Origin of the sequence: Nonomuraea sp. NPDC049625 (genome assembly GCF_040675285.1) — a bacterium.
Taxonomy (GTDB): Bacteria; Actinomycetota; Actinomycetes; order Streptosporangiales; family Streptosporangiaceae; genus Nonomuraea; species Nonomuraea angiospora_A.
The window spans coordinates 723,102-739,579 of record NZ_JBFAOQ010000002.1; the positions used below are offsets into that span (position 1 = coordinate 723,102).

General features: G+C 73.7%; 13 protein-coding genes and 1 pseudogene. 11 read left to right on the forward strand and 3 right to left on the reverse strand.

Annotated features, from left to right (window positions below):
- Positions 1-447: 447 nt before the first annotated feature.
- Genes AB0J87_RS10770 through AB0J87_RS10805 form a run of 8 tightly spaced genes read left to right on the forward strand, consistent with a single transcriptional unit; the run spans position 448 to position 9,236 of the window.
- Positions 448-1,683 carry a sugar transferase gene (locus AB0J87_RS10770; RefSeq protein ID WP_363964124.1) on the forward strand — a complete coding sequence of 412 codons (1,236 nt, stop codon included), beginning with the start codon at positions 448-450 and terminating at the stop codon, positions 1,681-1,683.
- A gap of 2 nt (positions 1,684-1,685) precedes the next feature.
- Complete coding sequence (locus AB0J87_RS10775; RefSeq protein WP_363964126.1) at positions 1,686-3,044, forward strand: O-antigen ligase family protein; 1,359 nt, start codon at positions 1,686-1,688, stop codon at positions 3,042-3,044.
- Positions 3,041-4,567, forward strand: coding sequence for a lipid II flippase MurJ (locus AB0J87_RS10780; RefSeq protein WP_363964128.1), 1,527 nt, complete (start codon positions 3,041-3,043; stop codon positions 4,565-4,567). Before AB0J87_RS10775 ends, AB0J87_RS10780 begins: the two co-directional genes overlap by 4 nt.
- A complete protein-coding gene (locus AB0J87_RS10785; RefSeq protein WP_363964130.1) occupies positions 4,564-5,256 on the forward strand; it encodes a polysaccharide deacetylase family protein in 693 nt (230 codons plus the stop codon). The genes AB0J87_RS10780 and AB0J87_RS10785 overlap by 4 nt, the downstream gene beginning before the upstream one ends.
- Positions 5,253-6,347, forward strand: a complete 1,095-nt coding sequence (locus tag AB0J87_RS10790; protein ID WP_363964132.1) for a glycosyltransferase — start codon at positions 5,253-5,255, stop codon at positions 6,345-6,347. Before AB0J87_RS10785 ends, AB0J87_RS10790 begins: the two co-directional genes overlap by 4 nt.
- A 2-nt stretch (positions 6,348-6,349) precedes the next feature.
- Entirely contained in the window at positions 6,350-6,919 is a 570-nt protein-coding gene (locus AB0J87_RS10795; protein ID WP_363964134.1) for a hypothetical protein, read from the forward strand.
- A complete protein-coding gene (locus AB0J87_RS10800) occupies positions 6,916-8,046 on the forward strand; it encodes a GNAT family N-acetyltransferase (protein WP_363964136.1) in 1,131 nt (376 codons plus the stop codon). The genes AB0J87_RS10795 and AB0J87_RS10800 overlap by 4 nt, the downstream gene beginning before the upstream one ends.
- A complete protein-coding gene (locus AB0J87_RS10805) occupies positions 8,037-9,236 on the forward strand; it encodes a glycosyltransferase (protein WP_363964138.1) in 1,200 nt (399 codons plus the stop codon). The genes AB0J87_RS10800 and AB0J87_RS10805 overlap by 10 nt, the downstream gene beginning before the upstream one ends.
- Before the next feature lie 209 nt (positions 9,237-9,445).
- Here AB0J87_RS10805 and AB0J87_RS10810 read toward each other — a convergent pair.
- Positions 9,446-10,168: pseudogene (locus AB0J87_RS10810) on the reverse strand (glycosyl hydrolase); the annotation flags it as partial.
- 173 nt (positions 10,169-10,341) lie between these two features.
- On the opposite strand from AB0J87_RS10810, the gene AB0J87_RS10815 reads away from it, so the two are divergent.
- The 3 genes from AB0J87_RS10815 to AB0J87_RS10825 are packed head-to-tail and all read left to right on the forward strand — an operon-like array spanning position 10,342 to position 13,837.
- Positions 10,342-11,406, forward strand: coding sequence for an ATP-grasp domain-containing protein (locus AB0J87_RS10815; RefSeq protein ID WP_363964140.1), 1,065 nt, complete (start codon positions 10,342-10,344; stop codon positions 11,404-11,406).
- Positions 11,407-11,426: 20 nt separating this feature from the next.
- Positions 11,427-12,620, forward strand: a complete 1,194-nt coding sequence (locus tag AB0J87_RS10820) for an NAD(P)-binding domain-containing protein (RefSeq protein WP_363964142.1) — start codon at positions 11,427-11,429, stop codon at positions 12,618-12,620.
- Between the two features lie 32 nt (positions 12,621-12,652).
- On the forward strand, positions 12,653-13,837 hold the full coding sequence (locus tag AB0J87_RS10825) for a GEVED domain-containing protein (protein ID WP_363964144.1): 1,185 nt from the start codon (positions 12,653-12,655) through the stop codon (positions 13,835-13,837).
- A 6-nt stretch (positions 13,838-13,843) separates the two neighbouring features.
- Here AB0J87_RS10825 and AB0J87_RS10830 read toward each other — a convergent pair whose 3' ends face one another.
- Positions 13,844-14,377, reverse strand: coding sequence for an NAD(P)H-dependent oxidoreductase (locus AB0J87_RS10830; RefSeq protein ID WP_363964146.1), 534 nt, complete (start codon positions 14,375-14,377; stop codon positions 13,844-13,846).
- Between the two features lie 102 nt (positions 14,378-14,479).
- A complete protein-coding gene (locus AB0J87_RS10835) occupies positions 14,480-16,447 on the reverse strand; it encodes an AarF/UbiB family protein (protein ID WP_363964148.1) in 1,968 nt (655 codons plus the stop codon).
- Positions 16,448-16,478: the final 31 nt, after the last annotated feature.

The window sequence follows — 16,478 nt, forward strand, 5'->3', positions numbered from 1 at the left end:
GATCCGGACACCCCCCGGAACATCCCTCTCAATTCGGACCCTCTGCCCAAAGCTGACCTTAAACCCGGTAACCACCTCCATATCGCCAACGCTGGACCAATGAAAACTTGCGCGACAACAAGGACTCCAAGCCCGTGACGTTCTCGATTTCCGCGAGGCGCGCGGCTACGCTCAAGGCTTCGTTGGGCGATTGTTCGCGTATTCCGTAGGAAAAACCTTGCTACGGAAATATGGGGTGGCAAATTGCCTGAAGGGGGACTATTAGCTTTTTGGGGGGATTAGATCGACAGTTTCACTGTCGATCCAGTCAAACTAGTTTATTCCGGAGAAGTAGTGGCTGTTAGTGTTGGGGGCCACCGCTGGGTCAGGCGGTGGGGAGGGCGGCAGAGGTCAGGGCTCTGGAGGGCTGTCCAGCCACTTGGCCTGATCTGCATCGATCTGATCTGCATGGCGTTCGCCGCGGCCAACGCCGGCCAGGCCGTGCCGCGCATCGCGCTGGCGGGAATCCTGGTCGTCGTGGTCGGAGGCCTGGGCCACGTGTACGCGCCGCGCGTCCTGCCCTCCAGCCTGGACCGGGGCTTCTGGCTCGCCGGGGCTGGACTCGTGGGCGCGCTCATCGCGTTCCGGGAGACGGCATCGCTCATCGTGGTCGCCCTGGTCGCGTTGCTCTTCACCTTCCTCGCCGTGTGCGGCAGAAGCGTCCTGTATTTCCTGGTCCGCCGGGCACGCCGGCGCGGCAGGGCCGCGCCCACCCTGGTGGTCGGCGCGGGGCCGCACGGTCACGGGCTGGCGCGCAACCTGCTCGCCTACCCCGAGCACGGCCTGCTCCCGCTGGGCTTCCTGGACGAGACGCCCGGCGAGGACCCGTGCGTCCCGGTGCTCGGCGGGCCCGGCGACGTCGTCCGCGTCGTCCAGGCCCACGGGGTCCGCGCGGTGGTCATCGCCGGGCAGGGTCAGCAGTCGATCGCGAGAACGGCGAGGTCGCTCGGCTGCGACGTCTACCTCGCGCCCGACCTGGGCGAGCTCATCATCGACTTCGTGACGCTGCGCGAGCACGTACGCAGCTTCCCGCTCGTGCGGATGCGCCCGGAGGCGCAGCGCGGCCTCGCCTGGCCGCTGAAGCGGGCCCTGGACATCGCGGTCGCGCTGACCGGACTCATCGTCAGCGCGCCGATCCTCGCGCTCTGCGCGGCGCTGATCCGGCTGGAGACCGGCCCCGGGGTGCTGTTCCGGCAGCGGCGCGTGGGCTACCGGGACGAGCCGCTCGAACTGATCAAGCTCCGGACGCTGAAGCCGACCGACGCGCTCGAATCCGAGACCCTGTGGAGCATCGCCCACGACAGCCGGATCGGGCCGGTGGGCCGGCTGCTGCGCAAGGCCTCCTTCGACGAGCTTCCCCAGCTCTGGAACGTTCTCAGAGGGGACATGAGCATCGTCGGCCCGCGGCCCGAACGCCCGCACTTCGTCAAGGAGTTCTCCAGGACGATCCCGGGCTACGGCCTGCGCCACCGGATGCCGGTCGGCATCACCGGCTGGGCCCAGATCCACGGGCTGCGCGGCGACACCTCGATCGAGGACCGCGTCCGGTTCGACAACCACTACATCGACGGGTGGACCCTCCGGGCGGATCTCAAGATCATGCTGCAGACGGTCTGGTCCCTGCTGCGGCCGGGCGGGGGCTAGGCATGCGCGCTCTCTTCCGGCGGCCCAGCCTGGCGGCCGCCGCCACCGTGCTCCTGACCTGCCTGCCGGCGGGCCGCCAGGACCTGTCCTCCGGCGTCCAGGTCACGGCCGCCGACGTGGCCTCGCTGGTGCTGGTCGCCATCGCGGTGACCGTCGCGCTCGCTAACCGGCTGACACGCCCGCTGTCCGCCCGCGACCCGGCGCCTGCCGGTGCCGCGCTGCCCGCTCGTGCCGTGGCCGCCGCCTCCGCCGTGGTGCCCGCCCGTGCCTTGGTGCTCGCTCCGGTCGCGGGCGCGGCCGGGATCGCGATGCTGGCCGCGCCCGACGTCCTGACGAGCATGCCGGGCTACGTCCGGTATCTCCAGGTGTTCGTGCTGGTCCCGCTGGCCGTCCTGGTGGCGGTCCGGGACCGTACCGACACCCTGATCGTGGGCGGGGCGCTCGTCGGGACGGCCGCCCTGCAGGGCCTGATCGGCTGCGTCCAGGCGGTCACCGGCACCGGCGCGTCGTACGCGGGGGAGCGGGTACGGGCCGTCGGCACCTTCGGCGCGCTCGACATCATGGGCATGGCGAGCGTGGTCAGCTACGGCGTGCTCGTCCTGCTGGCGGCCGGCCTGGCCTGGCGCGGCGGGCGCCGGGCCGCCGCGCTCGGCGGCGCCGCCCTGCTCTGCGTGCCGCTCGCCCTGTCGCTCAGCCGCGGCGCCTGGCTCGCCCTGCTGGGCGCGTCGCTGGTCGTGCTCTTCGTGCACAGCCGGGCGTTGCTGGCCAGGGTGATCCTGCTCGGAGCCGCGGCGGCGACCGTGCTGGTCCTCGGCCCGGGCGCGGGCTCGGACCCGGACATGCTGGGGCGGCGGCTGGCCTCCATCACCTCCGTCGTCTCCCACCCCGACCAGTCGGTGAGCGACCGCTACAGCCTGTGGCTCACCGCCACGAGGATCTGGCTGGACCACCCGCTGACAGGGGCCGGGCCGCGCAGGTTCGCGGAGCTGCGCGACGCCTACGCGCCGATCGAGCTGTCGTCCGGCAGCGACACCGACGACCCGGTGAACGGCTTCCAGCGCATGCCGCTGCTCTCCCCGCACAACATGTACCTGCTGACGCTCAGCGAGCAGGGCCTGCTCGGGCTGGCCGCGCTGGGCGCGTGCCTCGGATCCATGGCCTGGTGGGCCGTGCGGGCGGCCGTGCCGGCCGCGGCCGGGCTGCTGGCCTGGCAGGGCATCGACTTCCTCTACGGCGACGTCGGCGGACCTTCGACCGTGGTCATGTCCGTCGTCCTGGGGCTGGTCCTGTCGCTCGTCGCCCGGCCTCCGGCGACGGGATGGGCCGGCGAGGCCCCGGTCGCGCTGGGCGTGGCCCGATGACCACGTCCACCTCACCGGCCACCTCACCCATGGCGCGGGCCGTCGGCGTCACCATCCTGCTGACGGCGCTGGGCTCGCTGCTCGGCTTCGTCCGCGATCTGCTGCTGGGCCGGTTCTTCGGCGCCGACGCCGGCACCGACGCGTTCCTCGTCGCCTGGACGATCCCGGAGACCGCCGCGCCCCTGCTGATCGAGGGGGCGATGGCGTTCGTGCTGGTCCCGCTGTTCAGCCGGGCGATGGAGGCGGGCGAGGACCTGAGGGGCCTGGCGTCGTCGACGCTGCCGTACCTGTGCCTCGGGCTGCTGGCGCTGACCGCGCTGACCGTCGCGGGGGCGCCGTGGCTGGTCGAGGTGCTCGCCCCGGGCATCCGGCGGGCCGACCTCGCCGTGGACTGCATGCGGGTGGCGTCGGTGACGATCCTGACGTTCGGGCTGGCCGGGTACCTGAGCGCGGCGTTGCGGGCGCACCAGTCGTTCGCGCCGCCGGCGGCCATCTACGTGGCCTACAACCTGGGGATCGTCACCTGCGTGTGGGCCCTGCGCGACCAGGGCGCGTACGCGGCCGCGATCGGGGTGGCCGCGGGCGGGGCGGGGATGGTGCTGGCCCAGGTCCCGGCATTCGTGCGGCGCTTCGGGGTGCCCCTGTGGCCCACGCGCGGCGTGGCGCTGCCGATGATCGCCTTCCTGCCGGTCGCGGTCTTCACGCTCGTCCGCCAGAGCCAGGTCTTCGTCGAGAGGTTCGTCGGCTCGAAGCTGGCCGAAGGATCGATCTCGCACCTCAACTACGCGCAGAAGATCGCCCAGGTGCCGATGGTCCTGTCGCTGATCGTGGCGACCGTGAGCTTCCCGCAGCTCGCTCGCGCGCTCGCCGCGGGCGAGACCGCGCGGGCGCGGCGCAGGCTCGCCGACGACCTGGTCAGCGCCGCGGCGATCGTGCTGGCCGCCACCGCGGCGCTGCTCGTCTGCGCCACGGACGTCGTGGCCCTCCTGCTGCAGTACGGCGCGTTCACCGAGGCCGACACCGCCGCCACCGCGCGGATCATGCGGGTGTACGCGCTGGGGCTGCTCGGCCAGGCCGTGGTCGGGGTCGTCTGCCGCGTCTACTTCTGCGGCGCCCGCGCGTCCTGGTACCCGGCCCTCGCGATGGGCGCGGGGCTGGCCGCGACGGTCGTGCTGGCCCGCCCGGAGTGGGGCGTGACGGGGATCGCCGCGGCGAACGCGGCCGGGATCTCGCTGACCGCCGCGCTGCTGCTCGCGGGACTGCGGCGGCAGGCCCTCGCGCTGCCCGCCCACACGGCGCTGGTCCCGCTCAGCGGCCTGCTGCTGGCCACCGCGGCCGCCGTCGGAGCGGGGTGGGGCGCGCGGACGCTGCTGGCGGGCCTGCCGCCGCCGATCGCCCTGGCTTCGACCGGCGCCGCGATCGCCGTCACCTTCTCCGCTGTCGCGGCCCTCTCGGGGGCCACGGCCACGCTCACCGACACCACCAAGATCACCCACTTGATCAGGATGCGAGGTCGCTCATGACCGCGATGCCGCTGGTGCTCATGTACCACTCCGTGGACAAATACGACAGCGACCCGCTTCACGTCACGGTCTCGCCCGACCGCTTCGCCCGGCAGATGCGCTGGCTCGCCCGGCGCGGCCTGAGCGGGGTCTCGATGCTCGAGCTCACGCGCGCCCGGAGCACGCGCGGCCTGGTCGGGCTCACCTTCGACGACGGGTACGGCGACTTCCTCAGCGAGGTCGTGCCCGTCCTGCGCAAGTACGGCTTCACGGCCACGGTCTTCGTGGTCACCGGCCTGATCGGCGAGCACAACGCCTGGGACGCCGGCTCCCCGCGCAAGCGGCTCATGGACACCGAGGGCCTGCGCTGGGCCGCGCGGCAGGGCATGGAGATCGGCTCGCACTCGGCCGGGCACTACTCGCTGTCCGGGCTGCGCGACGACGAGCTCCACCACGAGGTGGCCGGCAGCAAGGCGGCGCTGGAGGACCTGCTGGGCCGCCAGGTGAGCGGGTTCTGCTACCCGTACGGGCACGTCAACGCCCGCGAGCTGGCCGCCGTCCGCGAGACGGGCTACTCCTACGCCTGCGCCATCTGGAAGTCCGAGCTCACCGGCCCGTACGCGCTGCCGCGCACGTACGTGGGCGAGCGGGACGGCGCGCTGCGGCTGCACGCCAAGCGGGCGCGGCACCGGGTCCGGTGGGGCTGGTGAAGGTCCTGCACGTCATCACCGGTCTGGCCGCGGGCGGCGCGGAGCAGCAGCTGCGGGCCCTGCTGCCGTACCTGCGGGCCCGGTGCGAGGTCGCGGTGCTCACCGGGCACGGGGTGGTCGCGGAGGCCATCGAGGGCTCCGGCGTGCCCGTCCACCACGTCGGCATGCGCGGCAACAGGGACCTGCGCGCCGTCGGGCGGCTGGCCCGGCTCATGCGCGGGCGCCGCTACGACGTGGTGCACACCCATCTGTACCGCGCCTGCGTGTACGGCCGGCTGGCGGCGCGGCTGGCGAACGTGCCGGCGATCGTGGCGACCGAGCATTCGATCGGGCACGAGCACGTGGAGGGACGCCGCCTGACCCGCTCGATCAGGGCGCTGTACCTGGCCAGCGAGCTGCTCGGGCACCTGACCGTGGCCGTCTCGCCGACGGTGGCCGACCGGCTGTCGAGGTGGGGCGTCCCCCGCTCGCGCATCGCGGTGGTCCCGAACGGCGTCGACGGCGAGGCCTTCGGCTTCGACGCAGCCCTGCGCCGGCGCACCCGGGAGCGGCTCGGCCTGCCCGAGAACGCGTTCGTGATCGGCGGCGTCGGCCGCCTTGAGCCGAGCAAGCGCTTCGACACGCTGATCAGGGCGCTGCCGCCGCTCGAACACGCCGTCCTGCTCCTGGTCGGCTCCGGCTCCTGCGAGCCGCGGCTGCGGGAGCTGGCCCGCGAGGCCGGGGCCGAGGACAGGGTGATCTTCGCGGGGGAGTCGCCCGACGTGGGGGCCCTGATGATGGCGATGGACGTGCTGGCCGCGCCCTCCGTCGAGGAGACGTTCGGGGTGGCCGTCGTCGAGGCGCTCGCGGCCGGCCTGCCCGTCCTGTACGACGCCTGCCCGGCCGTCGAGGACCTGCCGCCCGGCTCGGCCCCGGGAGCACGGCGTGTCGAGCCGCACCGGCTCGCCGCGGAGCTGTCCGGCCTCGCCGCCCACCCGCCCCGCAGGCTGTCCCCGCCCGATGCCGTCCGGCTCTACGACGTCCGCCGCCAGGCGGACCAGCTGGAGCGGCTCTACCTGCGCCTGCTGGGCGCCGAACCCACCGAGGAGTGACGATGACATGGACCTGGGTCCGCATCACGGGCCTGCTCGTGCGATGGTGGCTTCCGCTGTCCCTGGCGCTCGGGGCGCTGGGCGGGGTGGCCTACGCGCTGGCCCGCGACACCGTCTACGCCGCCGAGGCCTACGTCGCGGTGGCCGGCGGTGACCCGGCGCAGGCGGCCGGGTTCGCCGCCGCCTACGCACGGATATCCAGCCATCCCGGCTTCCTCGTCGGCGCCGCGGACGAGCCGGACAGCCTGCGGGCCGCGGCCTCGCCCGACGCCCCGCTGGTGCGGCTCACCTCCGTGGCGACCGGCGCGCGGGAGGCCGCCGACCGCGTCAACCAGGCGGCCGCCGCGCTGATCGCCTACGCCAACGCCCATGCCGCCGACACCCGCGTACGGCTGGTGCCTTTCGCCTCGGCGGTGCCTCCGCTGCGCCCCTCGTCCCCGCTGCCGCTGATCAGCGTGGCCATCGGCGCCTGCGGGGCGGCCCTGGCGGCCGGCCTCGTCCGGCTGGCCGCGCCGCAGGCCCGCCCTCAGGCGCGGCCGGAGCCGGCGGCGCTGACCGGAGCGCCGGCGTGAGGGCCGCCCGGCAGGGGACCTCGCGCGCGGGGCTCACGCTGCGGGTCGTCAGGGAGGGCGCGGAGCTGGCCGCGCTGTCGGCGGAATGGGCGGATCTGTACGCGCGCAGCTCGGCCGCCACGCCGTTCCAGTCGTACGGCTGGCTCAGCTCCTGGTGGCGGGTCTACGGGACCCCGGGGCGGCTGCGGGTGTTCCTGGCACACCGGGACGGACGCCTGGTCGCGGCCGCGCCGCTCAGGCTGGAGCACCGGCTCGGCTGCCGGGTGCTGACACCCGTCGGCGGAGGGCAGTCCGACTTCACGGACATCGTGGTGGACGACTCCGAGGGCGACGCGGGCCTGCGCGAGCTGCGCGCCGGGCTGCTCGCCCAGCCGGGCTGGGACGTCATCGACCTGCCCGAGGCGCGGCCCGGCTCGGCGATCCGCCGCCTGGCGGAGATCTGGGACGGCAGGGCCTGGACGCTGCCCGCCTCCACCTGCCTCCAGCTGCCCGGACAGCCCATCGAGCAGGTCCTCGCCGGGCTCCAGAGCCGCCGGGCCCAGCATGTGCGGGCCGCGCTGCGCAAGCTCGACGCGCTGAACGTGTCGGTGACGACGGTCGAGGCGGACCGGGTCAGAGCATCGACGGCCGAGCTGCTGCGGTTGCACACCATGCAGTGGAAGAGCCGGGGGATCAACGCCCAGCACACGCAGCCGCGCTTCCTGGACCACCTGGCCGGGGCCGCGCAGGCGCTGGTGGCGGAGAACCACGGGGCGCTGTGGGAGTACCGGGTGGACGGGCGGCTGCTGGCCTGCGACTTCGCGGTGATCGGCAAGGACTTCGTGGGCGGCTACCTGTACGGGGTCCACCCGGATCTGCGGGCCCGGGTGGACCTGGTCACGATGCTGCTGCGTACCAACCTGGAGCTGACGCACCGGCTGGGCAAGCCCGTGCTCAGCATGCTGCGCGGCGCCGAGCCGCACAAGGCCAGGTGGGAGGCCGAAGCGGTGGTCAACCGGCGGGTGATGCTCGGGCGCGGCTCCCGCGCGGCCGCCTACGCCGCGCTGGCGGGCGTGAGCAAGACGGGCAAGGAACTGCTGAAGAGGCGCTGCCCGCGCCTGGCGGCGAAGGTCTCGGCATGGCGGTGAGACCGGGGGTCCTGCACGTCACGCAGCCGGTGGACGGCGGCGTGGGGGCGTACGTGGCCATGGCCGCCGCCGACCAGGCACGGCGGGGCTGGCGCGTCGCGGTCGCCTGCCCCCCGCCCGATGTGATGGCCGGCCCGCTGGCCGGCGAGCTGGACCGGCTGGGCGTGCCCCGGCTGGACTGGACGGCCGGCCGCGCGCCCGGGCTCGGCGACGTCGTCCAGGCGGCGCGGCTGCGGCGGATCGTGCGCGAGTTCGGCCCCGACGCGGTGCACCTGCACTCGTCCAAGGCCGGGCTGGCGGGCCGGGCCGCGCTCAGGGGCCGGGTGCCCACGCTCTTCCAGCCGCACGGCTGGTCCTGGCTGGCCGCCCGGGGCGCCGTCGCCGCCGCGGCGCTGACCTGGGAACGGCTGGCCGCGCGCTGGGCCGACCGGGTGATCTGCGTGGGCGAGGGCGAAGCCGCGCTGGCCAGACGGTACGGCGTGCCCGGCGACCTCGTCGTGGTGCGCAACGGCGTGGACCTGCGCCGCTTCAGGCCCGCGGGGCCGCAGGAGCGGGCCGAGGCGCGCGCCCGCCACGGCATCGCCGAGGACACGCCGCTGGCGGTCTGCGTGGGCAGGGTCACCCGCCAGAAGGGCCAGGACCTGCTGCTGTCGGCCTGGCAGCGCGTCGCCGCCCGCGACGGGCGGGCCCGGCTGGCCATCGTCGGCGACGGCCCGATGCTGCGCGCGCTGCGGTCGCGGGCCGTGCCCGGCGTTCACTTCGCCGGCGGCGCGGCCGACGTCCGGCCCTGGTACGCCGCCGCCGACGTGGTGGTGCTGCCCTCGCGCTGGGAGGGCCTGCCGCTCACCGCGCTGGAGGCGCTGGCCACGGGCAGGCCCGTGGTCGCCTGCGCGGTGCCCGGGCTCACCGAGGTGGTGACCGGGGGAGTCGGCGCGCTCGTTCAGCCGGAGGACAGCGCGGGGCTGGCCGAGGCGCTGCTGGTCAGGCTCGGGCAGCCCGAGCTGGCCGGTGCCGAGGGGGTGGCCGCCGCCACGCTGGCGGCCGGGTTCGGCGTGGACTCCGCGCTGGACGGGCTCGCCACGCACACGCTGGCCGTGCTGGGCGGGGAGGCGCGCTCCAGCAGCAGCCTGCGGAAGGCCTCCGACGAGCCGGGGTTCGACGAACACTGCCAGACGCCGTGCGGACAGTAATCGGAGATCGAGTGATAGACCACGTTGTGAGTACCGATCCAGTCGAGCATCCCCTCGACGTAGGCGGGACGGTCGCCGTTGCGGAACAGCCCCCACTCGGGGAACGAGATGGGCTTGCCGTGCTGCGCGGCGAAGTCGGCGTGCGCCCGCAGGCCGTACGGCTGGTCGATGTATTCGGCGAACTCGTGCCCGGGCCCCTGGTCGTAGCTGTCCATGCCGATGATGTCGACCACGTCGTCACCCGGGTAGCACTGCGTCCAGGGCACCGCGTCGAGCCCGCGGCTGGGGGCGAAGTCGAAGCGGAAGCGCTGGCCGGGCGTCTCGCGCATGGTCGTCACGATGCGCCGCCAGTACTGCTTCCACGTCTCCGGGTCGGGTCCGCACCTGCTGGAGTAGGTGGTGCCGTTCATCTCCCAGCCGAGCACGATGATCGTGTCACCGGCGCCGGAGGAGACCAGCTTCCCGGCGAGCTTCCTGAAGCGGCCGTCATGGGCGCCGTGCGCCCCCTTGGCCAGCCGTCGCGCCACGGCGTGGTCGGACATCATCGACTCGTTCGGAGTGACCATCGGCACGTTCAGCGCCAGGACGCGGCCCGGCTGGGCGGCCCGCCAGCGCGTCCACGTGTCGAGGATCTCGGAGTCGCCTCCCTCGAGGGACTTCCAGCGTTCGCCGGGGAGATAGGTGCGCCCGACCGTCACCCTGAGCCCCAGCCACGCCTCGAAGCCCGTCAGGAGCTCGGGACCGCGCGCGTCGGAGGCGAGGAAGACGCCCAGCGCCGCGGGGTCGCTCGCCGGCGCGGGCGCCGGCGCGCCCAGACCGACCGATGCCACCACCGCACCCGTGATTATCGCGAGCGAAAAGCGCAGATATCTCGTTCCTGCCACGATCGCACATCCCCGATTCTCGCCTCTCCTTCCTTCTCCATACCCCATGTTTCGGCAATCCGGATATCCGACTCGCGATTTGCCTGATTTATAGCTTTTCGCGAAGGAGAAGGAAGATGCTCGATTGCACTGTCCCGGCGCTTGTGCTGCGATTGGACCCCAATAACTTTCATCATGGGACCCTCGGCGCCATTCGCTCCCTCGGCAGGGCCGGAGTGGAGGTGCACGGGCTCCTCGGGGAGACGGACTCGCCGACCTCCCGCTCCAAGTACCTGGCGCGCGCGCATGCGTGGCCGCGCGGCGGGGACCCCGGGGACATCGTGGGGACGCTCACGCAGGTCGCCCAGAGCATCGGCCGCCCGGCCGTCCTGCTGGCCCTGGACGACGCGAGCGCCATCGCCGTCGCGGAGCACGCGGCCGAGCTGCGCCCGCACTACCTCTTTCCCGACCAGGTGCCCGGACTGCCGCGCGCCCTCGCCGACAAGAGCCTGCTGGCGCAGCTGTGTTCCGCGTTCGGGGTCGTCCAGCCGGAGACCCGGCTGATCACCGGCGAACGCGACGCCGCGGCCGCCGTCACCGACTTCGGGCTGCCGCTGGTCGCCAAGTGGGCGCAGCCGTGGCTCCTGCCCGCCGGCGTCGGGCTGCGCAACACCAGCCTGGTGCGGCGGATCAGCCAGGTGCCCCGGCTGCTCCAGCACGTGGAGGGCTGCGACCTGCTGTTCCAGCGCTTCGTGCCCGGCGGGCCGCACGCGGACTGGTTCTTCCACGGCTACTTCGACGAGAACTCCCGCTGCCTGTACGGCGGCGCGGGACGCAAGGAGCGCGCCCATCCCAAGGGCGCCGGGCTCACCACCTACGGGCGGTGGCTGCCCAACCCCGTCGTGGAGGGCACCGCCCGCGAACTGGCGGAGAGGCTGGGCTACCGCGGCGTGCTGGACATCGACTTCCGCCACGACGCCGGCAGGGACGCCTACCACCTGCTGGACTTCAACCCCCGGCTCGGCGCCCAGTTCCGGCTGTTCAGCGACAGCAGCGGCCTGGACCTGGTACGGGCCGCCCACCTGCACCTGTCCGGCCGGCGCGCGCCCCGGGGACGGGCCGGTCACGGCCGGACCTACGTGGTGGAGAACTACGACCTCATCACCGCCGGCCCGAAGAGCCTGCGCGCCCTGTGCTCGGCGGACGAGTTTGCCTGGCTGTCCGCCGACGACCCCCGGCCCTTCGTGGCCATGGCCAGGCAGGCGATGAAACGCGGATTCACCCGGCTGGCCCGGCAGCGGGCCTAGCACGGCGAATGGAGGAGAATGTGCCTACCTCGGTCATCGACGTGGCGATCGTGGGCGCCGGACCGTACGGGCTGTCGGTGGCGGCGCACGCGCTGCACGCCGGGCTCGACGCGCGGGTGTTCGGCGAGCCGATGCGGGCGTGGGAACGCCACATGCCCAGAGGCATGCTGCTGAAGTCCGAGCCGGACGCGTCCCATCTCGGCGACCCGGATCGCAGACACGGCCTCGACGCCTTCCACCGGTACTCCTACGGGGAGCCGGTGCCGGTGGAGAGGTTCGTCGCCTACGGCAGGTGGTTCCGTCAGCAGGCGGTCGGCCGGGCGCTGGAGGAGACGGAGGTGACGGCCGTCGGCGTCGAGGGCGGGCTGTTCGCGCTCTCCCTGTCGTCGGGCGCGTCCGTGCTGGCCAGGACCGTCGTGCTGGCCCTGGGATTCCTGCCGTTCGCCCACCGGCCCCGTGCCCTGGCGGCGTTGCCGCCCGAGGTGGCCACGCACAGCTCCGACCACCACGATCTGAGCGGGTTCGCGGGACGGGACGTGACCGTGCTGGGAGCCGGCCAGTCGGCGCTGGAGACCGCGACGCTGCTGGCCGAGGCGGGGGCGGCCGTCCGGCTCGTCGCCCGCACCGGCGCCCTGGCCTGGAACGACGTGCCCGTCGAACGGCGCCGGGTCATGTCGCGCGTGCTGGCGCCCCGCTCCGCGCTCGGGAGCGGCTGGCCCTCCGTGGCCTGGTCGCGGATGCCGTACGCGGTCAGGCACCTGCCGCGGGCGGCCCGCGCCCACATCGTGCGCAACACCCTCGGGCCGGCCGGGTCCTGGTGGCTGAAGGAGCGCTTCGACGGCGCCGTGCAGGTGACCCTGGGGGCGCGGCTGGCGGCCTCCGAGTACCGCGAGGGGGTCCGGCTGCGGCTGCGGGACCTCGCGGGCGCGGTCACCCTGCTCGAGACCGAGCACGTCATCGCGGCGACCGGCTACCGGGTGGACGTGGCCAGGATCGGGATCCTCCACGAGGACCTGCGGCGCGCGGTGGCGGCGCCCGGCCCGGCGCCGCGGCTCGGTCCCGCGTTCGAGACGTCCGTCGCGGGGCTGCACCTGGTCGGGCTCGCGGCGGCGGCGACGTTCGGACCGGCCATGCGGTTCGTGTGCGGCTGCGACTTCGCCGCCCGCCGCGTGACCAGGGGCCTGGTGGGCCGCCTGCGGGGAGCTCGGGCGTGAATCCGGGCAGAGCTGCTTCTGGGGGAGCGAGAATGGTTCTTCACGCGGTGCTGGCCTGCGTGGTCACGGTGTTCGCCGGCGTCCCGGGGGCCGTCGCCGAGGACGCGCCGTCGTCCTTCACCAACTCGCCGGCGACGGCCTCGGGGCGGACGCCGTCCGGCGTGACGGTGACCGTGCGCAAGACCATGATCGGGGAGACGCGCGTGGCCTCCGCCGAGGTGCTGACCGCGAGCACGTGGGTGCCCGACGACGAATTCCTCGTCCCGGCCAACGCCAAGATGACGGCGGGATTCATGGACCTCTACGAGGACTTCGCGGCCCGGCCCGGCGGCTGGAGCGGCGTGGCCATGCTGACGTTCACCTTCTCCCGGCCGGTACGCGACCCGCACCTGCACGTGTTCGGCACGGGCGGCGTGTCGCGCGACCCGAGGCGCGGCCGCGACGACTACTGGCCCGCCGTCGACCTGGTCGACGGGACCCCGGCCACGCCCGCCTTCTCCGCGGCGGCCGGCTTCCCCGGCTACCGGGTCACGGCGGACTCGATCGAGCCGGAAGCGGTCCGTCCCGTCAAGTCCACCACCTGCGGGGTCGTCTACACCTGCGGCACGGCCAAGGTGAACGGCACCGTCACCGCGTTCACGATCCGGCTGAGCGCCCGTGACGTGCGCTACGCGCTCGGGGGCCCGGGCCCGCAGCTGTGGGCCGCGTTCAAGATCACGCTGGCCGAGGACGACTCCGACGCGCCCGCCTCGTACGGAGCGGCCTCCCACGCGATCACCGACTCCTTCCTGGGGGCCTCCGCGACCGCCGACCATCTGGACAAGGTGAGCACGGCGGCCCGCGAGGTGAGCGCCGACGAGGACGACGCCGTGACCGGCTCCCCGGCGGAGATCACCGTCAAGGACCGGGTCGGCACGCTGACGGTGCCCGTACGGGCCGGGTCGCCCGCGTACCTCACCGGGTGGATCGACGCCGACCACGACGGCCGCTTCGGCACGGACGAGCGGGCCACCGCGCAGGTCGCCAAGGACGCCACCACCGCGGAGCTGCGCTGGAGCCTGCCGCAGACATTCCGTACCGGCCTCACCTGGATGCGGCTGCGCCTGGCCGCCCAGGCGACGGCCCTGCCCACGGGATGGGCCGACAGCGGCGAGGTCGAGGACCACCGGATCGAGCTCGTCCGCCCGGCGGACGACGCGCCGCCGGCGACGGGCTGAGGGGGGTCAGAGCGAGAGCGCGGGCTCCATGACCTCGGAGGGGCACAGCTGGCCGATCACCCTGCGCACCTGGGCGCGCAGGGCGGGATCCGTGAGATGGCCGTCCTTGTCGAAGTGCGGGCAGGCCGGGGAGATCACCAGCTCGGCCCCCATCACGACGGCGCCCGCCGCCTGAAGGTGCTTGTAGAGCTCCGCCTGGGCCCACATCGCGCCGCACGCCCGCGCGCTCGCGCTCATCACCGCCACGTGCTTGCCCGACAGCCCGTTGCGCGCCGACATCCAGTCCAGCGCGTACGTCAGCTCCTCGGGCAGCAGGCTGTGCTCGGGGGCGGTCAGCAGCACCGCGTCGGACGCGGCGACCAGCCCGATGAGCTCGCGCGCCATGACCGGCACCGGCCCGTCCGCGTACGGCGGGATCTCGCCCAGCCCCGGCCACACCGCGAAGTCGACGCCCACGGGCAGCTCGCCACCCGCCGCGTCCAGCAATTTGTTGATAAACGACCCCGCGTGGAGACTGGCGGCGATCCCGATGATTTTCACCCTCTGCTCCCGAGCGGTTCCGAAGTTTCCAGGAACCTGCCCGATGTCTCGGATGTCCAAGACCAGCGCCGGGTCAAGACACGACTGGGGCCCGTTCGCGTCCTATCGCCGCGCCGGGTGATCATCCGAGGCGCGCGGGCGGCGGAAGATCAGCGCCAGGACGCGCAGCACCAGGATGGCGGCGATCACCAGCAGGTTGTAGCCGATGAGCTGGAAGAGCGTGGTGTTCGCCAGCGCCGGCGGGCCGCCGGCCGTCCCGAGGAGGATGACCGCCATCACCCCGGCCGTGGCGCCGAGCACCGTCAGCAGCACCTGGTGGAGCAGGCCCGTCACGTAGCGGCGGTCGCGGTCGTCGGCCAGCAGCCGCACGTTCATGGAGAACCGGCCGTGCTCCGCGGCGCTCGCGATGCGCTCGACGCGGCGCGGCAGGCGGCGCAGCATCGGCAGCAGCGCGACCAGCTCCTGCATGGCGGACTCCTTGATCGTCTCCGGGGTGATCCGCTCGGCGAGATGGCGGCCGGCGAACGACCGGGCCTCGCCGATGAGGTCGAACCCGGGGGAGAGGCGCACGAGCGTGCCCTCCAGCGTGGCCAGCGCGCGGAAGACGGCGGCCACCTCGGGCGGGATCGACAGCCCGTACGCCGAGACGATCCTGAACAGGTCGGTGAACATCTGCGCGCTGTCCATGCCGGCCGTCACGTGCCTGGCCATGAACTGGCCGAGCGCCCGTTCGAGCGCGGCCTCGTCGATGTCCTCCGGCCTGGGCACGACCTCGAGCAGCGCGTCGGTGACGCCCAGCGGGTCCTGGCGGTTCATGGCGAGCAGGAAGCGCCGCAGCGCCGAGCGCACGGAGTCGTCGAGCCGCCCGACCGCGCCGAAGTCGAGCAGCCCCAGCGTGCCGTCGTCGAGCAGCATGAGGTTGCCGGGATGCGGGTCGGCGTGGAAGACGCCCTCGATCAGGATCTGCCTGAGCAGGCAGTCGAGCAGGTCGCGGGCCAGCTGCGGGCCCTGCTCGGGGGCGGCGGCGGTGACCGGCCGGCCGGACAGGCGCCGCATGACGAGCACGCGTTCGGTGCACATGGCGCTGATCGGGGCGGGGTACGTGACACCGCCGCCGGCGGTGACGGCCGCCATGTTGGCCGCCTCCACCCGGAAGTCGAGCTCCTCGCGGATCGCCGTCGCGAACCCGTCGGCCAGGTCGCGCAGCCCGAGCGAGCGGCCCCAGCGGGTCCTGGACTCCAGCGTGGCCGCCAGCCGCCGGACGATGTCGAGATCCTTCGAGACCACCGGCCAGATGCCCGGCCGCAGCACCTTGACCACGACGCTCTCGCCCGAGTGCAGGCGGGCGGCGTGGACCTGCCCGATGGAGGCGGCGGCCAGCGGTGTCCGGTCGAACTCGGCGAACGCCTCGTCCACCGGCCCGCCCAGCTCGGCGGCGAGCACCGGCTCGATCTCCGGCCACGGCGCCGGGGCGACCTGGTCCTGCAGCCGGCCCAGCTCCTCGACGAACTCGGCGGGCAGCAGGTCGCGCCGGGTGGACAGGACCTGGCCGAGCTTGACGAACGTGACGCCGCCCTCGTCGAGGGCCTCGCGCAGCGACCTGGCCAGCCGCACCTTCCCCGGGCGGTCGTCGAGCCGCTCGCCCCGGCCGCGCAGGTACGGGCCGAGGCCGTGCTTGATGGCGATCCTGGTGATCTGCGAGTAGCGCCTGGCCCGGGAGAGGCGGCCGCGTACGGACCTGACGAGCTCCAGCGGTCCCGGCACCGAGCCCGGCGGCACCAGTGCCTCGGCGATCACCAGGATCACCATGGGGATCAGCACCACGCTCATGACGATGAGCAGCAGGATCCCCAGCGCCGGCGCGGCGGGCGGGTTCTCGCGGCCGATGGGGCCGAGCGAGGCCAGGATCGGCTCCAGCATCGGCTGCGCCAGCCCGAAGGCGACCAGCGCGGCCAGGAACGTGCGCAGCCTGCCGAACCTGACGCCCAGCAGGCGCTGCGCCGCCGTGGCCAGGCCGATGATCATCAGGAGCGTGAAGACGCTGAGGAGCAGCTGGGTGGGGAGATCCATAGGGCAGGATCATTCCACGGCGGCGCTCCTC